22 protein-coding genes and 2 pseudogenes are annotated in these 19,613 nt (G+C 54.6%); 5 read left to right on the top strand and 19 right to left on the bottom strand.

The window, feature by feature from the left end; translation table 11 throughout:
• Window positions 1–7: 7 nt before the first annotated feature.
• Window positions 8–1,711, top strand: coding sequence for a cellulose biosynthesis regulator diguanylate cyclase DgcQ (gene dgcQ / locus SIK69_RS09215; RefSeq protein ID WP_319627752.1), 1,704 nt, complete (start codon window positions 8–10; stop codon window positions 1,709–1,711).
• On the opposite strand, the gene SIK69_RS09210 is transcribed toward dgcQ, so the two are convergent.
• Both SIK69_RS09210 and yodD read right to left on the bottom strand, forming a co-directional pair.
• A complete protein-coding gene (locus SIK69_RS09210) occupies window positions 1,690–2,505 on the bottom strand; it encodes a mannosyl-3-phosphoglycerate phosphatase-related protein (protein ID WP_319627753.1) in 816 nt (271 codons plus the stop codon). The genes dgcQ and SIK69_RS09210 overlap by 22 nt on opposite strands.
• Window positions 2,506–2,707: 202 nt before the next feature.
• Window positions 2,708–2,935, bottom strand: a complete 228-nt coding sequence (yodD, locus tag SIK69_RS09205) for a YodD family peroxide/acid resistance protein (protein WP_319627754.1) — start codon at window positions 2,933–2,935, stop codon at window positions 2,708–2,710.
• A 141-nt stretch (window positions 2,936–3,076) separates the two neighbouring features.
• On the opposite strand from yodD, the gene dsrB reads away from it, so the two are divergent.
• The gene (gene dsrB / locus SIK69_RS09200; RefSeq protein ID WP_319627755.1) at window positions 3,077–3,265 is read left to right on the top strand and encodes a protein DsrB; all 189 of its coding nucleotides are present in this window, start codon (window positions 3,077–3,079) and stop codon (window positions 3,263–3,265) included.
• 46 nt (window positions 3,266–3,311) lie between these two features.
• Here dsrB and rcsA read toward each other — a convergent pair whose 3' ends face one another.
• The 14 genes from rcsA to fliF form a co-directional block, all read right to left on the bottom strand.
• Entirely contained in the window at window positions 3,312–3,935 is a 624-nt protein-coding gene (rcsA, locus tag SIK69_RS09195; RefSeq protein ID WP_319627756.1) for a transcriptional regulator RcsA, read from the bottom strand.
• Window positions 3,936–4,215: 280 nt separating this feature from the next.
• Window positions 4,216–5,010, bottom strand: a complete 795-nt coding sequence (gene fliR / locus SIK69_RS09190; RefSeq protein ID WP_319627757.1) for a flagellar biosynthetic protein FliR — start codon at window positions 5,008–5,010, stop codon at window positions 4,216–4,218.
• A gap of 5 nt (window positions 5,011–5,015) precedes the next feature.
• Complete coding sequence (gene fliQ, locus SIK69_RS09185; RefSeq protein WP_319627758.1) at window positions 5,016–5,285, bottom strand: flagellar biosynthesis protein FliQ; 270 nt, start codon at window positions 5,283–5,285, stop codon at window positions 5,016–5,018.
• A gap of 11 nt (window positions 5,286–5,296) precedes the next feature.
• Window positions 5,297–6,034, bottom strand: coding sequence for a flagellar type III secretion system pore protein FliP (gene fliP, locus SIK69_RS09180; protein WP_319627759.1), 738 nt, complete (start codon window positions 6,032–6,034; stop codon window positions 5,297–5,299).
• The gene (gene fliO, locus SIK69_RS09175) at window positions 6,034–6,417 is read right to left on the bottom strand and encodes a flagellar biosynthetic protein FliO (protein WP_319627760.1); all 384 of its coding nucleotides are present in this window, start codon (window positions 6,415–6,417) and stop codon (window positions 6,034–6,036) included. Before fliO ends, fliP begins: the two co-directional genes overlap by 1 nt.
• 1 nt (window position 6,418) lies before the next feature.
• Window positions 6,419–6,832 carry a flagellar motor switch protein FliN gene (fliN, locus tag SIK69_RS09170; RefSeq protein ID WP_319627761.1) on the bottom strand — a complete coding sequence of 138 codons (414 nt, stop codon included), beginning with the start codon at window positions 6,830–6,832 and terminating at the stop codon, window positions 6,419–6,421.
• Window positions 6,829–7,833 (bottom strand): flagellar motor switch protein FliM, encoded by a 1,005-nt coding sequence (gene fliM, locus SIK69_RS09165; RefSeq protein WP_319627762.1) that lies wholly within the window; start codon window positions 7,831–7,833, stop codon window positions 6,829–6,831. The genes fliN and fliM overlap by 4 nt, the downstream gene beginning before the upstream one ends.
• Window positions 7,834–7,837: 4 nt before the next feature.
• The gene (gene fliL / locus SIK69_RS09160; protein ID WP_319627763.1) at window positions 7,838–8,305 is read right to left on the bottom strand and encodes a flagellar basal body-associated protein FliL; all 468 of its coding nucleotides are present in this window, start codon (window positions 8,303–8,305) and stop codon (window positions 7,838–7,840) included.
• A gap of 105 nt (window positions 8,306–8,410) precedes the next feature.
• Entirely contained in the window at window positions 8,411–9,637 is a 1,227-nt protein-coding gene (gene fliK / locus SIK69_RS09155; RefSeq protein WP_319627764.1) for a flagellar hook length control protein FliK, read from the bottom strand.
• The gene (fliJ, locus tag SIK69_RS09150; protein ID WP_319627765.1) at window positions 9,634–10,077 is read right to left on the bottom strand and encodes a flagellar export protein FliJ; all 444 of its coding nucleotides are present in this window, start codon (window positions 10,075–10,077) and stop codon (window positions 9,634–9,636) included. The genes fliK and fliJ overlap by 4 nt, the downstream gene beginning before the upstream one ends.
• Before the next feature lie 20 nt (window positions 10,078–10,097).
• Window positions 10,098–11,468 carry a flagellar protein export ATPase FliI gene (gene fliI, locus SIK69_RS09145; protein ID WP_319627766.1) on the bottom strand — a complete coding sequence of 457 codons (1,371 nt, stop codon included), beginning with the start codon at window positions 11,466–11,468 and terminating at the stop codon, window positions 10,098–10,100.
• Window positions 11,468–12,163 carry a flagellar assembly protein FliH gene (fliH, locus tag SIK69_RS09140; RefSeq protein ID WP_319627767.1) on the bottom strand — a complete coding sequence of 232 codons (696 nt, stop codon included), beginning with the start codon at window positions 12,161–12,163 and terminating at the stop codon, window positions 11,468–11,470. Before fliH ends, fliI begins: the two co-directional genes overlap by 1 nt.
• Entirely contained in the window at window positions 12,156–13,154 is a 999-nt protein-coding gene (gene fliG / locus SIK69_RS09135; protein ID WP_319627768.1) for a flagellar motor switch protein FliG, read from the bottom strand. The genes fliH and fliG overlap by 8 nt, the downstream gene beginning before the upstream one ends.
• Complete coding sequence (fliF, locus tag SIK69_RS09130; RefSeq protein WP_319627769.1) at window positions 13,147–14,826, bottom strand: flagellar basal-body MS-ring/collar protein FliF; 1,680 nt, start codon at window positions 14,824–14,826, stop codon at window positions 13,147–13,149. Before fliF ends, fliG begins: the two co-directional genes overlap by 8 nt.
• A gap of 214 nt (window positions 14,827–15,040) precedes the next feature.
• Here fliF and fliE point away from each other — a divergent pair, with 214 nt between their 5' ends.
• Complete coding sequence (gene fliE, locus SIK69_RS09125) at window positions 15,041–15,352, top strand: flagellar hook-basal body complex protein FliE (protein ID WP_319785945.1); 312 nt, start codon at window positions 15,041–15,043, stop codon at window positions 15,350–15,352.
• Between the two features lie 26 nt (window positions 15,353–15,378).
• Here fliE and SIK69_RS09120 read toward each other — a convergent pair.
• Window positions 15,379–15,516, bottom strand: a pseudogene (locus SIK69_RS09120) (integrase); the annotation flags it as partial.
• Between SIK69_RS09120 and SIK69_RS09115 the strand changes: the two are divergent.
• Window positions 15,508–16,187: pseudogene (locus SIK69_RS09115) on the top strand (transposase family protein); the annotation flags it as partial. The pseudogenes SIK69_RS09120 and SIK69_RS09115 overlap by 9 nt on opposite strands.
• Before the next feature lie 98 nt (window positions 16,188–16,285).
• Here the strand turns inward: SIK69_RS09115 and SIK69_RS09110 are convergent.
• The gene (locus tag SIK69_RS09110; protein WP_319627771.1) at window positions 16,286–17,335 is read right to left on the bottom strand and encodes an acyltransferase family protein; all 1,050 of its coding nucleotides are present in this window, start codon (window positions 17,333–17,335) and stop codon (window positions 16,286–16,288) included.
• Window positions 17,336–17,634: 299 nt separating this feature from the next.
• On the opposite strand from SIK69_RS09110, the gene yedD reads away from it, so the two are divergent.
• Window positions 17,635–18,048, top strand: coding sequence for a lipoprotein YedD (yedD, locus tag SIK69_RS09105; protein WP_319785944.1), 414 nt, complete (start codon window positions 17,635–17,637; stop codon window positions 18,046–18,048).
• A 53-nt stretch (window positions 18,049–18,101) separates the two neighbouring features.
• On the opposite strand, the gene amyA is transcribed toward yedD, so the two are convergent.
• Entirely contained in the window at window positions 18,102–19,589 is a 1,488-nt protein-coding gene (amyA, locus tag SIK69_RS09100; protein WP_319785943.1) for an alpha-amylase, read from the bottom strand.
• Window positions 19,590–19,613: the final 24 nt, after the last annotated feature.

The following is a 19,613-nucleotide window of genomic DNA, read 5'->3' as shown; positions in this document are numbered from 1 at the left end:
AGTTTGTGTGCCCCACGTAACACGCGTAGAAAATCCGCGCTGGCTGAACAGCCTCAGCCGTTATTCGAACCCGGGTAGGGTAGTCAACGTTTGTTTTTTTATCGTACTGCTATTCTCAACGCTGCTGACGTGGCGTGAAGTTGCGGTGCTTGAAGATGCCTACATTTCCAGCCAGCGCAACACGCTGGAAAACGTGGCCCATGAGTTGAATAACCAACTTCAGGTCAACATTGACCGGCTGACCTTTTACCGCAACGGGATGCAGGCCGCGTTAGCTACACCGCTGGCGTTTGATGGCCTGCAAAACGCAGAGAGTCAATTTCAGCAGAAACGCGAACAGCACCAGTGGTCTATATCACTGAATAACCAGCGCATGCTGCCGGTGTATGGGGTGTCGGATACCTTTGTGGAAGAAACCACGCTTCTGTCACGTGATTATCCGCTGCTCAACAACGAGCTGAGTGCGACGCTCGAAGTCGGCTATCTCCTGCACCTCTCAACGACCCTGAGGCGTACCACGCAGCAGATGCTGTACGTTTCGCGGGCTGGGTTTTATATCACCAGCAATGCGCTGGACAGAAGCAATGACGTGGTCGAGCAATACTATTCCCTGGTGACCAGCCCGTGGTTTGTCGAGCAGTCTCAACACAGCAATCCCGGACGGGCTATGCGCTGGCTAAGCTGGATGGCGGACACCCCAAACGGAGATATGCGTCGTGTAGCGCTGGCGCTGCCAGTGGATTATCAGCATTACTGGTACGGTGTATTGGCAATTGAATTTTCTTTGCAGCAGATGAAGCAGCTATTGACCGTGGCGACGCAGGGTGAAGAGGACGGCGAATTCCGTCTGTACGACAAGAAAATGAATCTGCTGGCCAGTTCAATGACCAACAATGGCACTACGCCATCGCCGTTAAGCGCACAGGAAAAAGCCCAGTTGGCGCAGGCGTTTGAGCAGGATACCCGCGGTGGATTACGCTTCACGACCCGCTATGTGAACTGGGAAAAAATGCGTAATTTCGATGGGGTGCTGGTTCGTATTCATCATCTGGATGAAGGTGTACGTGGGGATTTCGGTACTATCTCCGTGGCGCTGGGCCTGGTGTGGACCTTGTTTACCTCGATGTTGATCGTGTCGTGGGTGGTTATTCGGCGGATGGTACGCAACATGAGCACCCTGCAAGCCTCGCTGCAATGGCAGGCCTGGCATGACGGCCTGACGCGGCTCTATAACCGCAGCACGCTGTTTGATTTGGCAGGGGAGGCCGCCAAACAATGCGAAGAACAAGGGCGGCCGCTGTCTGTTATTCAGCTCGATCTGGACTTCTTCAAGAGCATCAATGACCGCTTTGGTCATCAGGCCGGAGACCGGGTGCTGAATCACGTGGCGGGGATGATCGGTTCACAAATCCGTCAGGAAGATCTGGCCGGCCGCGTGGGCGGGGAAGAGTTTTGCATTGTCCTGCCTGGCGCAACCTGGGTGGACGCCTGCGCGATGGCCGAACGTATCCGGGCGCGGATTAATAATCGAGAGATATTGATTGGCAAGAGCGCCACGCTGCGCATTAGCGCGTCGTTAGGCGTGAGTAGCAGCGACGATAAAGGGTTGTACGACATTGAGTACCTGCAATCCATTGCCGACAACCGGCTGTATCTGGCGAAGCAAAAAGGCCGAAACCGCGTCTGCTGTCAGGACGAAGATAGCCAGTGATCGAGCCCTTCGCGCCAGCCGTCAGGGCCGCTTTGCCGGGTGTGATACGCGCGTTCGGGCGTATCATCCTGCAAACGGATGCCGTCGCGGTTTAAGCCTTTTACCACCACCGCGTAATCAGTGGTGTCCAACAGGGGGGCATCGTTCGGCCCGTCGCCCAGCCCAAGCGAAAGCCGTCGAAACCCCTCCCGCTGCTGATAGCGACTCAGCAGCCAGCTTACCGCCTGGGCTTTGCCACCGCGCTCATCGAGAACGTGCCAGAAGCGTGCGCCCTGCACAAATTGCAGGCCCAGCGAGGCCAGCGTCGCGCTAAATTCAGCCATTCTCTCATCACTGTCGCGCCAGATTAGCGTTTCCGATGCCTCATGCAGGCGGGCAAGGGCCGCATGCTTCAGGTTCATTCCCGTCCATTCGGCAATCTGTTGTTCAGTAACGTCAGAGAAGGTGGTGAATTTGTACCCGTCATTTTCCCGTAACTGTTGCAGTACATCCTCAATTTCAGCATGGGGTGAGCCGGTTATCAGACGCGGGTACGCCTCGTCATCCCGCCACGCACCCGCCAGTTGGATGACTGCGCCGTTTTCGGCAATCAGCGGCTGCAGGCCCAGTCCAAGTTCTTTTTGCAGCAGCATCATCTCCGCCGCGGTTTTGCTGCTGCACAGCACCACGGGAACCTTATGCTCCTGCAAGCGTAATAGCCAGTCGCTGGCAGGCTGCCAGAGCTGGGTGTGACTGTCGAGCAGAGTGCCCTCCACGTCGGTAAACACAATCAGTGGCTGTTGCAGATCAGGCATTACTTCTCCTTAAACGTCAATGCAGGCCAGAAAAATCTTAAATACATTCATGGTAATTATGAATAATGCTTGTCTTACAAAATAATTGAGGATAATGTTTTATCCGCATCAGATTTCCTGGTGTAACGAATTTTCAAGTGCTTCCTTGCGAAGGCAAGCTTCAACCCGACCACTCCGTGGCCGGGTTTTTTTTAGCTCGCGTTCAGCGATTGACTTCACTGATGCTGAAGTCATGAATATCCAGTTCAAAGGCTTCAGCCAGCTCACGCCAGGTGTGGTATTCCCGACCGTCAACGCTGACGTGATGGGTGGAATCCCCGGCGCGGTGTACTTCACTTTCGCTGATTTCGTTGATGGCATCCAGCAGGGCATCCACATCAACGTTCACCTCGCGTTTGGCCGTATCGCTGTACTCTTTGGCAGTTTTCATCAGAGGCTCCTCTTACATGGACAACAGCATTACCCAGAACAAAGTATAGTCGGTCGAAAAAAACAGCCATTGGCAGCGCAGACGCTGTCAGCGCGGAGGTTTTGTTCTACACTGGCTGAAGTAAAAGACAGGAGAAAAGGTATGCAGGTTAACGATCGAGTAACGGTCAAAACGGATGGTGGCCCGCGTCGTCCGGGCGTGGTACTGGCTGTGGAGCAATTTAGTGAAGGAACGATGTATCTGGTTTCGCTGGAAGATTATCCGATGGGGATTTGGTTCTTTAACGAAACGGGCCATCAAGATGGCATTTTTGTTGAAAAAGTAGACTAGACGATTTTCCACTGGCGGAGTGTTTCCGCCAGTGCTGTACGCATTCTCAGCGCATATTGACGTAGATCCCGCTTGTTACATTATCTGTCAATCGGACAACATGATAAATAACCTGCTTATTGTGGGTTTTTATTTTCTTTTTAATATTACCTTTATGTGATGATACCGTTTTTGCCTTAATATTCATCTGGTCGGATATCTGAATCGTTCCTTGTCCCGACATCCACATTTTCAACATACTTGATTCGGTCCGGCTCAGTGACAATGTCGGGATCTTTACCCGACTCACATTGTCGCTGATCTTCTGTAGGTAATCCGCCAGAATGCCGTCTAATGACTCAGGCTTAATCGACTTCGAACTAATTAACAGATTATCTCTGACCAACAGATACTCATCAAAATGAATATTGGCAATTGCCATAAATACGATAAACAGTGTCCTGGGGTGTTGATTAATGATCTGCTTAATATGCTGACTGCTTTCTGTATCGTGGATAAAACAGTCTTCATTAATGAACACGACAGCCGGGTGTAGCGCCCTGCAGGCCTCTTCAAGCTCACTGATGGTCTCAACGTCGCCGATATCACGTTTCCTGATGCCCCGGCTGGTCAAGTACCCGGTTAATCCAAGCCGGGTGTAACTGCATAGATCCATAATAATCGTTGACATGGCAAACCCTCACTCAATGCATAACGATAATTAACCCAAGCCCGATTACTTCTTATTTGTCACCGTACGCTAAACCAGCAGTTTCAAAGAACATGACAGAGAATCGGGCGACCTCAACTATCCCGTAAAGTTACGTATAATTTGCCAGGAAACATCTTAAAGTAAAGTAAATGTTAGGATGTGTGAGAGACCTAAAAACAATTAACCCGCGCCAGAGTTATCCTGGAAGATGTTTTTGCAGAGTGGTTTTAAGAATATCCTTAGGATGCCCATTTTAATATTAAGGGAAACTTATCTTAGGTAACTCACTGATAATATCTGCCAATAGATCGAATATTTCGCTGAACAAATGTTCGCAGAAAGGGGCGATGAGCGGCATTAACGCAGCCATCAAAATAATGCCCACGGTCAGGGTTATCGGGAAGCCGATAACAAACACCGACAGTTGCGGGGCCATGCGGTTCAACATCCCCAGCGCCAGGTTAATGGTCAGCAGCAGGGTGATAACCGGCAGGGCCAGCATCAGGCCGTTGAGGAAGATAAGCCCTCCAGCGCGCGTCAGGGCCATAAACGCATTGCTGTTCAGCGGTTGGCCGCCAATCGGCAGGGTATGGAAGGTATCTACCAGCATCGAAATCAGCCACAGATGGCCGTTGAATACCAGAAACAGCAGCATCGCCAGCATATCCATAATGCGCGCGAGGACTGGCATACTGAGGTGGCTGCTCGGGTCGACAAAGGTGGCGAACGACAGGCCCATTTGCAGGCCGATAATTTCCCCAGCGGTACGCACCGCGGCGAAGGCAAACTGCATGGTGAAACCGAGGGCAATGCCGATCAGAATTTGCTGCATCGCCAGCCACAGCGCGTTGGGTGAGAAAATCGTCACCTCGGTGGCGGGCAGGGAAGGCGCGATGATAAAGGTAATGATGACCCCAAGTCCCAGCTTGACGCGCTTCGGTACTGATTTTTCACTCAGAATGGGCGCGGTCGAAATCAGCGCCAAAACCCGCAGCAGCGGCCAGAAATAGAGGCTAAGCCAGTGCAGCCATTGGTCGCTTGAGACATGTAACATCCCGCTTATCCGATGATGTACGGCAGGTTGGTAAACAGCGTGCGCACGTAGTCCAGCAGCAGGTTCAGCATCCACGGGCCCGCCACAATGATAGCGATGAACACGGCGATAATTTTTGGAATGAACGACAGGGTCATTTCGTTAATCTGGGTCGCGGCTTGCAGAATACTGATCAGCAAGCCGGTGACCAGCGCCACCAACAGCAGCGGGGCAGCCAGGGCCAGCGCGACTTTCATCGCTTCCGTGCCAAGCATCATTACTGATTCAGGGGTCATGGCGGCACTCCTTAACTGTAGAAACTTTGGGCCAGCGACCCGACCAATAGCTGCCAGCCATCCACCAGTACGAACAGCATCAGCTTGAACGGCAGGGCAATGGTGGCGGGAGGCACCATCATCATCCCCAGCGCCATCAGCACGCTGGCCACCACCAAATCGATAATCAGGAACGGAATGAAAATGGTGAAGCCAATCTGGAACGCCGTTTTCAACTCGCTGGTTACGTAGGCGGGAAGCAGGATACGCATTGGCACCGCTTCCGGGCCCTGAATAGGCGGGGTATTTGCCAGCCGGGCAAACAGGGCTAAATCGGCTTCGCGCGTCTGGCGCAGCATAAATTCACGCAGCGGTTGCGCGCCCTTATCAATCGCCTGTTCGAGGGTGATTTTGTCTTCGGTAAACGGCTGATAGGCATCGGCGTAAATCTTGTCGATAACCGGCGACATAATGAAAAAAGTCAGGAATAGCGCCAGGCCGAGCAGCACCTGATTGGGCGGCGCGGAGGCGGTGCCGAGCGCGCTGCGCAGCAGGCCAAACACGATGATGATGCGCGTAAAGCTGGTCATCATCAGCAAAATGGCGGGCAGGAAGGTCAGCGAGGTGATAAACACCAGCGTCTGCACTGGCAGAGACCAGCTCTGACCGCCGTTTGGCAACGGCTGGCTGACGAGACCCGGTAGCTGGGCAAAAGCCGCCGGAGACAACAGGAATAGCGTGACCAGCGAAAGGGACAACAGACGGCGCATCAGAGTCTCCCTGGACGCTTGATAACGGATTTCATCAGTGAGGCAAAATCAGGGGTGTCCGCTTTTGGCGCATCGGGGTCGATGACCGTCGGCGGCAGTTTATGCAGCAGTGTGACCTGACTTGCGGTGACACCGAGTACCAGACGGGCATCTTCCACATCGACGATCACCACTCGCTCACGCTGGCCGAGAGCTGCGCTGGCGCTGACTTTCAGCTCTTTGGTTGCAGAAGTTTTCACCCCGCTAATGCCAAAGCGTTTCGCCAGCCAGGCCGCGGCCAGGATCAGCAGAATAATCCCCAGCAGCGCGCCGCTGACTTCCATCAGCCCAGAAGAGGGGGCGGCCATTGGGGCCGGTTGGATCATGCCTGACTGGGGTTTCATCTTAACGACTCAGACGGCGCATACGCTCGGACGGCGTAATGATGTCAGTAATACGTACGCCGTATTTATCGGCGACCACAACCACTTCGCCCTGGGCAATCAAATAGCCGTTGATCAGAATATCGAGCGGCTCCCCCGCCAGACCGTCCAGCGACACCACCGAGCCTTGCGTCAGGCGCAGCAGCTCTTTAATGGTCATCCGGGTGCGGCCCAGTTCAACGGTCAGCTTGACCGGAATGTCCATGATCAGATCGATATCCTGCAAGGTGCCGCTGACGTCGCCGCCGCCTAACTGCTGGAAGACCGCATCCGCCGCGCTTTTGCTGCTGGTGGTTTTCTGTTCGCTCAACGCTTCAGCCCACAGGTCGTCCATGTCGCCGTTATTCTCATCGGACGGATTATTCATATCACTCATTTGGGCTGTTCCTCATTCAGCGAATTCAAAATCGGGTTGATCAGATGCTCTACGCGCAGCGCGTATTGACCGTTCACCGTGCCGTACTGGCTGGTCAATACCGGCACGCCGTCCACATGGGCAATAATGCGATCCGGTTTATCGATAGGCAGCACATCCCCGGGCTGGAGTTTCAAAATCTGCGACAGGCGCAGCGAGGTCTCGGCAAAGTTCGCCACCAACTCCAGCTCGGAGTGCTGCACCTGGCGCACCAGGTTTTCACGCCAGTTCTGGTCTTCGCTGCGGGAGTTTTCCAGCGGCGGGTTAACCAGCACCTCACGCAGCGGCTCAATCATGCTGAACGGCAGGCAGATATTGAACTCACCGGTCAGGTTGCCAATTTCCACATGGAACGGGGTGTTGACCACAATGTCGTTCGGCGAAGTGGTGATATTGGTAAATTTCACCTGCATCTCAGATCGCACGTACTCCACTTCCAGGGGATGAATCGCTTTCCATGCGTCGCTGTAACCTTCCAGCGCCAGCTTCAACATACGGTTTATCACTCGCTGTTCGGTGTGCGTAAACTCACGACCTTCTACTTTGGTCGGGAAACGCCCATCGCCGCCGAACAGGTTGTCCACCGCGATAAACACCAGGCTTGGCGAGAACACAAACAGGCCCGTGCCGCGCAGCGGTTTCAGGTGGATCAGGTTCAAGTTGGTCGGCACCGGCAGGTTGCGGGCAAACTCGTGATAGGGCTGAATGCGGATCGCGCCGACGGTAATGTCCGGGCTACGACGCAGCAGGTTAAACAACCCCATCCGGAACTGACGCGCAAAGCGTTCGTTGATAATTTCCAGCGCCTGTAAACGCTCGCGCACCACGCGACGCTGGGTATTAGGGTCATAGGGACGAATGTCACTTTCGCCGGTTGCCCCGGCTTGCGGTTCGTCGCTCTTCTCGCTGTCGCCGTTCAGCAGCGCATCAATTTCGGCCTGAGAAAGAATACTGTCGCCCATGGGATTACCGGAGTATGAAAGCTGTATACAGCACGTCAGTCACTTCCTGCTTCGGCTGGCCCGCCACCAGAGGCGGCGCAAGTGTCTGTTTAATGGCGTTCACCAGATCCTGTTTCCCGGTATCGGTCGCCAGTTTGCTGGCATCCTGACGGGAGAACAGCAGCAGTAAACGGCTACGGACTTCCGGCAGGTATTCGTTCAGGCGCGTACGGGTCGCTTCATCTTTCAGACGCAGCGTAATACCCACGTAAAGCACGCGATCGGCGTCACCCAGGTTCACCGTGAAGGTATCCAGCGCCCAGAACACCGGAGCCGGGGGGGGCGGGACTTCTTTTTTCGCATCGGCGGTAGGGTGCTGCTGCAGTCGCCAATAGCTATAGCCTGCGGTGGCGCAGGCGGCGAGCGTCACCAGCACCAGCAGCGGGATCCAGATTGAACGCTTACTTTTCTTTGAGATCGCGGTGTCTGTCATCTGTTACGTCTTTCCTGTATTCGGTACTGCTTATCGGGTGATTATCCCGACTTAAGTCCAGCGCAAAGGGTGGAAAAGACGGGAATAATCGTGCTACCTCTGGCGTTAGGCGAAGGTGTCGACGGTGCCGTTGCCCCGGACCTGCGCCTGTAGGCTGGCAGGAACGCTCAGCATCTCTTCATCATCGGCAGGAAACGCGCGACCTTCAGAAGAACGTGGCGAGGAGTGCTGCCCGAAAGAGGACTGCTGTTGCTGCCCGGCAAAACTTTCGCTGCTGACGTTGCTCTGCGACAGCTGGATACCGTTATCGGCCAGTTGAGTTCGCAGCGTCGGGATAGCCGCTTCCAGCGCCGCGCGCACGTGGCTGTGCGGAGACACCATCTGAATTTGCGCCTGGTTATCCTCAATCTTGAGGGTGATGTTGACCTGGCCTAAGTTTTCCGGGTGCAGCTTCAGCTCGGCGGTCTGCTGGCCCTGACGGGTAAACAGGGTAATGTGCTGGCTGACGTTCTGCTGCCATTCCGGGGTGCCGAGCTGGGAATTGACCGTTACCACCGGATGGGTGTTCACCGTCGCGGTGGCGTTGCTGATAACTGGCGCGACGTTGACCGCAGGCGCGGCGGCAGAGAGCGAACTGTCGGCATCAGCTTTCGCGGCGGCAGCCGCAACCAGCGGCGAAGTCTGGTTAGCCGGGCTGTCATCTGTCTGAACCGCGTGTAGCCCGTGGGTCGGCAAGCCCTGAGCTAATGCTTTGCCGCTGTCATGCCCGGAGAGGGCGGTGCCGACCGGGGTTGCCGTGGTAGCGAAGTCCGCAAATCCTTTCCCGCTACTGGCATTGGTCGTTGTAATGGCGGTATTGGCAGGCGAGGTCGGCAGCGCCGCGGTGACGGTCGTGGTATGCGGCAACATCGCCATCAGCGCGCTTAACCCGGCCATCTCTTCCTCGCTGAGGGGCGGCTTGTCGTCGCCGTTGGTCAGGTCTTTCGCCAGCTGTTTCACCACGTCGCTTTTCACTTCCGGCGTTAAGGCGCTCAGCACCGACTGCGCGTCGGCCTGGGCCGTCACATCGACTTTTTGTGTTGCGTCATCCGCCTGCTGAGCCAGCAGTGTGCTCAGGGTGGTTTTGGCCTCACCCTGCGGCAGTTGCTGGCTGACGGCCTGCAAATCGGCGAGGCTCAGCGGGCCGTCTTTCGCCGCGGTCTTTCCGGACATTGCGCCAGAGAGTAGGGCGAAAAAGTCCTGCGCCCCGTCGGCTGCGCCGGTCGTCGCCCCGGTCTGAGCAGAAGCGGTGAGGTCGGCATCACTGACGACAAGTTTCGGCAGAGTAATCATTCGGGTTTCCTTAAGGTGGCACGCTGGGCGAACTCATCCATTTTTTTCTGGTCCAGACGGTTTTCTGCCAGCAGCGTGGCCGCAGCCTGTCTGTCCTGTAGCGTCTGCCATGCCTGCAAACGCTGCTTTTTCTCACGCCAGGCGTTGAGCGCCTGTTCAACTCGACGGTTCCACTGCAACAGCTGCTGGCGATGCTGGTCGATAGCCTTCTCCAGGGTCTGAATAAACTGCTGATAGTTCTGCCAGCGCAGGCTGGCCATCCCCTGAGACATGTTGTCGTTCAGGTTATTCTGGTACTCAAGCTGGTAGTCCATCAGCATCTTCAACTGCTCTTCCGCCTGCTGACAGCCCCGTCGCATCTCGCCCAATTGCAGGGCGGCATTGTCGACATCTTTTTCGGCCAGTTCTTTCAGCGTCACTAATGCGCCATGTTGTGCCATGATGGTTTACTCCTGCTAACTCAGGCCGCCGGGAAGATAATCTCTAACGCCTGAAGTGAATCTTCCCAGTCTGCCTTCTCGAAAATACCCTGTTGCAGAAACGCCTCCAGCTGCGGCCACAAGGCAATGGCCTTGTCGAGCATCGGATCGCTGCCTTTGGCATATGCCCCGACGCTGACCAGGTCGCGGTTGCGCTGGAAGCTAGAGAGCAGTTGTTTGAAGTTTCTTACCCGCGCGTAGTGCTTCTCGGTGATGAGGGCAGTCATGGCACGGCTGATAGAGGCTTCGATGTCGATGGCCGGATAGTGGCCCGCTTCCGCCAGACGGCGGGACAGCACAATGTGGCCGTCAAGGATCGCGCGCGCGGAGTCGGCGATCGGATCCTGCTGATCGTCGCCCTCGGTGAGCACGGTATAAAATGCAGTAACTGAACCGCCGCCGCTGATGCCGTTCCCGGCGCGTTCGACCAGCGCAGGCAGCTTGGCAAACACCGACGGTGGATAGCCTTTGGTGGCAGGCGGTTCGCCGATAGCCAGCGCGATTTCACGCTGAGCCATCGCGTAACGGGTGAGTGAGTCCATGATTAGCAACACGTGCTGACCCCGGTCACGAAAATCTTCGGCAATGCGTGTGGCGTAGGCGGCACCCTGCATTCGCAGCAGCGGCGACACGTCCGCCGGGGCGGCGATCACCACCGAACGGGCGCGGCCATCGGCCCCGAGAATGTTCTCGATAAAGTCTTTCACTTCACGGCCACGCTCGCCGATTAGCCCAACGACGATAACGTCGGCCTGGGTATAGCGGGCCATCATCCCGAGCAGCACGCTTTTGCCGACGCCGGACCCGGCAAACAGGCCCATACGCTGGCCGCGTCCGACGGTGAGCAGAGCGTTAATCGGGCGCACGCCAGTGTCGAGAACGTGTTCGATGGCGGTACGCTGTAACGGGTTAAACGGTTGGGTTACCAGCGCCCCGGTTTCGGTGGTATCCGGAGCCGGTAATCCGTCGAGCGGTTTTCCCGCGCCGTCGAGCACGCGCCCGAGCAGCGCCGGGCCGAGTGGCAGCTGTTTCCCGCTGTGCAGACCGTCGCCGGAGGCGTTCCGGGCATATACGCGTGCGCCGGGCAAAATGCCTTCCACTTCTTCCAGTGGCATTAAAAACAGGCGCTGACCGTTGAAACCGACCACTTCGCTTTCCACTTCGCGCGTTTCGCCCCCATCCTGACGCTCAATCACACAGGTCGCGCCGAGCGGCAGTTGCAGCCCGGTGGCTTCCAGCACCAGCCCGGTGGCGCGGGTTAAGCGCCCATAGCGGCGCACCGACGGTAGCTGCGTCATTTTGGTCTCGACGTTATCGAGCGTGTTGAGCCAGCGGGTCAGGCGCGCGGTCATTACACGACTCCCGGAGCGGCCAGGCGGCACAGCTCTTGCCAGCGGGTGGCGACGCTGGCATCCAGATCGCCTTCATCGGCTGACACTTTACAGCCGCCGTGATGCAGCGACGGGTCGCCGCGCAGCCGCCAGCCGTGCAGGCTCAGCGTCGCGCCAACCATTTCCTCTACGCGTTGCAGATCATCGGGATGTACGCGCAGCTGCGGCTTGCCGCTGAACAGCGGTTCCTGTTGGAGCAGTTCCTGAATCTGTTTGATCAACGCCGTGTTATCGACCATCGGAGCCTGGCCGATCACCTGGCGGGCGGCTTCCAGCGCCATCTGCATCAGACGCGAGGGAATCACGCTATCGAGCGCATCGAGCGTGTGCTGGAACTCGCTCACTAACTGTTGCATTCGGGCGTGGAGCGGCACCTGTTGCTGCTGGGCCTGCGCCAGACCTTGTTCCAGCCCTTGCGCTAATCCTTCCTGATAACCCTGCGATTCCCCGGCGGCGCGACCTTCCGCCAGCCCGGCATTGTAGCCCTGTTCATGGGCCTGCATCTGGATCTGCGCCAGCAGCTGTTGCTGCTTTTGCTCCTCGGAAACTTCATCTACCGGCTCATCGGCGGGCCCGATGAGTTCCGCCACCAACGCCTGCATCGGCGGGGTCAGATCGTCAGGCTGCCAGACTTTCCACGGCGTTGAATCAGACATAGGTGTCGTCTCCGCTGCCAATCACCATCTCGCCGGTTTCGGCCAGACGACGCACAATAAGCAGGATGGCCTTCTGTTCGTTCTCGACCTGCGACAGGCGAACCGGGCCACGGTTGGCCAGATCGTCGCGCAGAATGTCGGCGGCACGCTGAGACATATTGCGCAGGAACTTCTCGCGCAGCGGCTGCTCGGCACCTTTGAGCGCGATAAGCAGGGATTCGGAATCCACTTCCTGCAACAGGCGCTGGATGCTGCGATCGTCCACTTCGACCAGGTTTTCGAACAGGAACATCTCGTCGATGATTTTCTGCGCCAGTTCGCCGTCGAATTCGCGCACGGCGGTAATGACCGCTTCTTCCTGCTGGGTTTTCATCAGGTTGATAATTTCGGCTGCGGTTCTCACGCCGCCCATTTTGCTGCGCTTGAGGTTCTGGCCGTCGAGCAGGTTGTTCAGCACTTCGGTCAGCTCGGCCAGTGCCGCGGGCTGCACGCCGCCGAAGGTGGCGATACGCAGCATCACATCGTGACGCAGACGCTCGTCGAACAGCGCCAGAATATCCGCCGCTTGCGCACGTTTGAGGTGTACCAGGATAGTGGCAATAATCTGCGGGTGTTCGTCGCGAATAAGGTCGGCGGCGCTCTGCGGCTCCATAAAGTTGAGCGTTTCCATCCCGCTGGTGGTTTCGCGGGTTTCGAGAATATCTTCCAGCAGGCTGGCGGCACGCTCTTCGCCCAGTGCCTTCACCAGCACCGAACGCAGGTATTCGTTGGCGTTGACGTTCAGCGCCGCGTACTGTTCGGCTTCCTGTTCAAACTCCGCCAGCACGTCGGTCAGCTGTTTATTGGAAATCTGACGGACGTTAGCCATCGCCGCACTGAGGGTTTGCACCTCGCGGGTGTTGAGGTGTTTGAACACCTCTGCTGCGCGGTCTTCGCCAATGGTCATCAACAGGATGACGCTTTTATCGGTGCCTGAAAGGGTGTTACTCATGGTCGTTACTCATCCACTGGCGAATGACCAGCGCGACGACGCGCGGATCGTTGTCTGACATTTCGCGAATACGCTGGCTCATCACTTCGGCGCTCAGGCGCTGGTTAGCCCGGCGACTCTGCTGCTGCTCATCTTTGCTGAGACGGACTTCTACCGCTTCGGCGGTTTCACGCTCGATTTGGGCTTCTGCCAGGGCGGCTTTGGCGATTTCCTCGCGGCGCACTAACTGAGGACGTACTGCTTTACGCCACAGGATCCACGCCACCAGCGCAATCAGCACCCAGCGTCCGGCAGACAAGAGCTGATCGATAAACGACTGCTGTTGCCAGAACGGCAGCTCGCCACCGGATTCATCGCCTGCGGTGAACGGCGAATTAACCACGTTCAGGGTATCGCCCCGGTTGGTCGAATAGCCCATTGCTTCGCGGGTCAAATCTTCAATCTGTTTCATTTGATCGGCGGTCAGCGGTAGCGGCTTGCCGTCCGGCAGATTTTTGTAGTTCACCACCACCGCCACCGACAGGCGCTGGATATCACCCACGTTCATCTTGGTGTGACGGATGGTGCGGTCAACTTCGTAGTTAGTGGTTTCGTTTCGAGACGAATTGCGCGGTCCGCTCTGGGCGGTGTTGCTGGTACTGCTCTGCTGGCCCTGCGCGCCGTTCTGTTGATTAGCCGGCGGGGTCGAGATTGGCGCATTGGGCGCTGGGGCAGGGGAGTTCGACAGCGCGCCCGGTACGCCGCCCGGATTCTGGCCGCCAATCTGCTCGCTTTCATTCACCTGACGCGAACGCATCACCGACTTGCTGGCATCGCCATTCGGGCTGTACTGCTCTTCGGTTTGCTCTTTATTGTCGAAGTTGATCTGCGCGGTGACCTGCGCGTGGACGTTCCCGGTGCCAACAATCGGCGACAGAATGGATTCGATCCGGCGCTGGACGCGGCTTTCAACATCGGAGGCGTATTTCAGCTGCGCGTCATTAAGGTCACGATCGCCGGTATTGGACTGGGTGAGCAGATGACCGCCCTGATCAACGAGGGTGACATTACCCGGTGGCAGGCCCGCCACCGCGCTGGAGACTAAATGCACTACCGCCGCAATCTGGCCTTCGTCGAGCGCGCGGCCCGGTTCGAGATTCAGGGTGACGGAAGCGGACGGGAGTTTCTGTTCACGAACGAACAGCGACGGCTTCGGCATCGCCAGATGCACTCGCGCGCTTTTTACCGGACCGAGCGTTTCGATGGTGCGGGCCAGTTCACCTTCCAGCGCACGCTGGTAGTTGACCTGCTCGCTGAACTGGCTGATACCGAATTTTTCCTGATCCAGCAGCTCAAAGCCCACAGCGCCACCTTTCGGCAGCCCCTGCTGGGCAAGACGCAGACGCAGTTCGTGGACTTTATCCGCGGGCACTTCAATTGCACCACCGCTATCGGTAAAGCGATAGGGGACGTTCATCTGTTGCAACTGGGTGACGATGGCACCGCCGTCCTGATCGGTCAGGTTGCTGAACAGCGTGCGGTAGTCGGGCGCTTTTGCCCACAGCACCAGCGCGACAATAATCGCGACGGCCGCTGCGCTGGCCACCATTAAAGGGATTTTCGGGTTAGCGCGCAGGCGAGTGACCCACTCCGGCATTTTCGTTGGTGTCGTGGTCGTGGCTGTCGCGCTCATTGCGCACCTCGTGAATCCAGGTCGATGGCGTTAAACGTGTACAAAAGCAAGGCTGACTCCCGGTCGGCAAAGGCAAAGTAGTAGCGATGCCATTATTTGCCGTTCCCGAATTTTCTATGGCTCAAATAGTCGGGTTTTTTAACGTTAATTAGCGCCTTTATCTCATTGACAAACTGCTAATCTCATCCTCCATGACATCGACCAGGGGATAAACATGGCCATTACGGGTATCGAAGGGGTAGTGACGCAGATGCAGGCCGCAGCCAGCGTGGCGCGGAATCAGCAGCCGGAAGCACAGCCGGGCATCAGCTTTGCCGGACAGCTCAACGCAGCACTCGATCGCATCAGCGACACGCAAAACAGCGCCAAAGCGCAGGCTGAGAAATTTGCCTTAGGCGAGCCGGGGATTGCATTGAATGATGTGATGACCGACCTGCAAAAATCCTCTGTGTCGCTACAGCTGGGGATTCAGGTGCGGAATAAGCTGGTGTCGGCCTACCAGGAAGTGATGGGCATGCAAGTTTAGGTTATCTAACCTAATGATATTTATAATTAATAACCATCCGATCCCACGGCGTGGGGCATGAATGGGGCAAACTCACTCAATTTCTGGTTCAGGATGAGCACCTGGTCATGGTTGTTTTCCGCCATCCAGGATCCGGACACCACGTGGACCATTTGCTCGTTGGTTATCTGAAAGAAACATTTTCGATGAACGTACGTCAGGTATGCAGGACGTTATCGCAGAGCAGGGCTTTGTATTTTACCAACCGTAATACGCGGCGTGATGAACCCGTGATCAGGTAGTGACTTAAATAGCGGAGCGTTACACACGATATGGTGTTTAAGCACCTGTTTTGGGTTCTGTGCAGGCAGGGCCACGCCTCGAATCATAAGCGCGTTCGTCTGATTTATTTCGTGCTGAAACTGAATTTTCGTCGTAAGGCAACGCAACGTCCTTCGGTGCGAAACTCGGACCCACTGGCGACGTCTATAGCATTTAAGATTTTATTCACAATATTCTGGTGTGTAGCAGAGGATTCAGGACTTTCAATGTGGTAGATGATTATTACCGCGAGGTTCTTACGATAGTAATCGATTTGAATATTCTGGTTTGGCGAGTAATGAGAGTGTTAGACAGGATAGTGGCGAGTAGCGGATATACGCTGAAGATACGGATGGATAACGAGCCAGAACTGATATTACTGGCACTGATGCAGTTTGCCGAAGAACATGGTATTTTTCTGGGTTATTATCTGTTCAGAACAATGAAAGAAGCGCGGGAGATCACGGAGTGCTGGTTGGCTGAATATAACAGTGAGAAGCCTAATGAATTTCTGGATAACCTGATGCCTGAATAATACCTGCTTATAGCTGAAATTCCGGATATTTCAAAATGTGCGTGGAACTAAACAAGTTTAATTACAGGCACATCTCACAAAGATAGTGATCCCCAAGGTTAACGATACGGTTCAATCTGGTTGTGCCGTATTTTTTGTGATCTTCTTTCTAAGAATCTATAGCTTAGGCACGCAGAAATAATTGCCATGAGAATACCCATTGCTGCAATAAAATAATGATTTGTTATATGATCAAGTAACAGGTACTTCGTCATCAGGAAAATGGGTAAATGACATAAATAAAGCGAGAAGGATATATCCCCAAGGGCTTCCAGTGGCTTACTGAAAGGGCCTAGTACAGGCTTTTCATAAAATGTGACGCTAAAAAAAGCTAATGCCAAAATCAATGCGATGATTGTATGCGCTACTCCACCAAATATTTTATATGGATAGGAAAGATAGCATGCGGAAAAAATTGCAAGGCTGAAGATTGTTGTTACGACAATTATCGGAAACTGATTGAGTTTTTTTGTGATACTATCACACGATGTGGTTTGAGTGAAGAACCACAGTAATAAACCAATAAATAACCCATTTGCTCTAAACATCCACCATGTTTTTATCCCTCCAGGTACAGCAGTAAAAGCGAGCAAAAGAATAAGGCACGGAAACCATCTGTGACGTACGGTCAGTGCGACAAGTAGAGGAAGTAGGATGTAGAATTGCATTTCGACACCCAGCGACCAAAAATAACCAAAAACTGTAGGGTGTGTGGCATTGTAAAAATTACCTGTGAACGTAATAGCTCCGAAAAAAACACCAAGAATTTGTCTGAATTCTTTGAAATATTTCAGGTCAAGCCATATCCAGCTAAACAAAAGGATGAGGGTAGCCCAAAAAAAACAAGGGGAATAGAGCCTCAGGATCCTTTTTTTATAAAATATAATGGCATCTTCACTTGATAATGCTTTGTTATGAATTGCCTTGAGGAATGTTTCCCCCATTAGGTATCCTGAAATGATAAAGAAAAGATCAACACCAATGGATGTGTCGAAGAAAGAATGTAATAATTGAAATGTTCTACTATTTGGTATGAACACTCCTAAATGTGTAAAAATAACCAACAAAATTGAAATTCCACGTAATAATTGTATGTTGCTATTTTTCATTTGTGTTCCAAAAGAGTGGAGTGATCAGTTCACTTTTTAGATAGTGTAACATTCGGATTTTGTAATGTGAAAGTTAGAATGCTGAAAAAGAGTCTTAGTTTACGCGATTATAGTATGAATCTGTCCAAAAAACTGTACTGCCTTAAACAACGTGAGACGATTGACCGAAGCAAGTTCCACTTCATAGTAAAGATCTTCGAGATCCTCTTACGCATCCTAACGGCCCGCGCCGAAGTAAAGGCTGGAAGCCTTAACGCTTTAATGCCACAATATTTTTTTCACGGTTTTCAGGATAGGTGATGAAAAAGATTGCGATTCTCGGCGCACTGCTGGCATTGAGCGGATGCGTGCAGGTGGATAACTATAGCGGTGTGGTGAAAGCGCCCGCTCCGGCCGATCTGGCTGGTTACTGGCAGTCGGAAGGCCCGCAGAGTGCGATGGTGAGTCCGGAAGCGATAGCCACCCTGGTTATCACCAAAGAGGTCGATACCCTGGATTGCCGCCAGTGGCAACGCGTTATCGCGCGCCCAGGCAAGCTGATGCTGCGGGGTGACGACTACTACAACGTCACCGTTAGAAAAGAGATATATGAAATCGACCGTGACGACGGGCGTCTCGATTACGATCGCATGACCCTAAAGCGCGTTGACAGGCCGACGCAGGAATGTGCGGATTACCTGCAAAAGAATCCGCTGCTGTCACCTCTGCCATAACTTACCGCATTGAATATCGTCCCGGCAGGCATCGCGCCGCCGGGGTTCGCGCTTTATAGCACATCCTCCATCACCCATACGCTGACGCTGCCGCCTGGACAGGTAAATACCCCGTTGCCCTGGGCATCGGTTTCGACAATTTCTTCGCGGTTATTGAGAAAGTCTTTCCAGCGCTTATTGCCGTAATTATCGCCCAGTGTGAGCGTTTTTTCGCCGTCGTCGCCGTTGGACAGTACCACCACGCAACCGGGTGCCTCATCGGTGCCGCTGCGGCTGAAGGCGATGCAGTTGGGGTGATCGAAATAGAGGGTTTGTACCCCGTGGGCGAAGCGCTGACGGGCGTCGATCAGTTCGTGTAACTGCTCAATCACCGGCATCTCGATTTTGTAGGTGTTGCCGTCCCCGCCGGTATCTTCATAGACCGCGCCGAACAGATCGGCGTAAAACACCGTCGGAACGCCATTCTCACGCAGCAAAATCAGCGCATAGGCCAGCGGTTTAAACCAGGGTTCAACCGGGGCTTCCAGCGCCTGCAACGGCTGGGTGTCGTGGTTGGTCACCAGCGTCATGGCATGAAACGGATCGGCTTCCACCAGCGTGCCGGTGAAAATCTGGCTCATGTCGTAATCGCGACCCAGGCGTGACGCTTCGTGGAATTTCATTTGCAACGGGGCGTCAAACAGCAGAGTTTGGCCGTCGACCTGTTCGATATACTGCTGCAGTTTATCGACTTCATGTGACCAGTATTCGGCGACGATAAATAACGGTTTCGGTGCCACTTCCTGAACGTGCTCAATCCACTCTTTGTAGAACCACGCCGGGATATGTTTGACCGCATCGAGGCGAAAACCGTCGCATTGGGTTTGTTCCATCACCCAGCGCGCCCAGTATTTCAGCTCCTCGGTCACCGCATGATTGCGGAAGTCGATGTTTTCGCCCATCAGGTAATCGAAGTTACCCATCTCATCATCGACCTGATCGTTCCAGCCTTCGCCGGTATAATCGTTCACTACTTTGAAGACGCCGTCTTCATTGGGATTTTCGATGTGGTCGATGCCGCTAAAGCACTTATAGTCCCAGACAAACTGCGAATATTGTCCCGCGCGAACCGGGAAGTGGTATTTGGTCCAGGCATCACATTCGATGACTTCATCGTCGATCTGCGTGCGGTCCTGTTCGTTCACGCGCTGCACGCGGATGCGTTCTTTTTCATCAGCACCCATTTTGTGGTTCACGACTACGTCGAGCAGTACCGCGATCTCATTTTTCTTCAGCGCGTCGATGGCCGCCAGCAGTTGGGCTTTATCACCATATTTAGTGGCCACCGATCCCTTTTGATTAAATTCACCCAGATCGAACAGATCATAGCTGTCATAGCCGACGGAATAGCCGCCCGATGCGCCTTTGTAGGCCGGAGGCAGCCAGATCATGTTCACGCCAATTTCGTTCAGATTGGGCGCAAGCGCTTCGACCTCTCGCCACAATTCACCGCCAGTGGGGTAGTACCAGTGAAAACATTGCAACAGGGTTGGATTGCGCATACTCAGACTCCAGCGAGGAAAGAG

The organism is Scandinavium lactucae (assembly GCF_033843265.1).
Classification (GTDB): Bacteria; Pseudomonadota; Gammaproteobacteria; order Enterobacterales; family Enterobacteriaceae; genus Scandinavium; species Scandinavium lactucae.
Note: the sequence above shows the minus strand (reverse complement) of the source record. Positions and strands in the feature narration are given on the sequence as shown.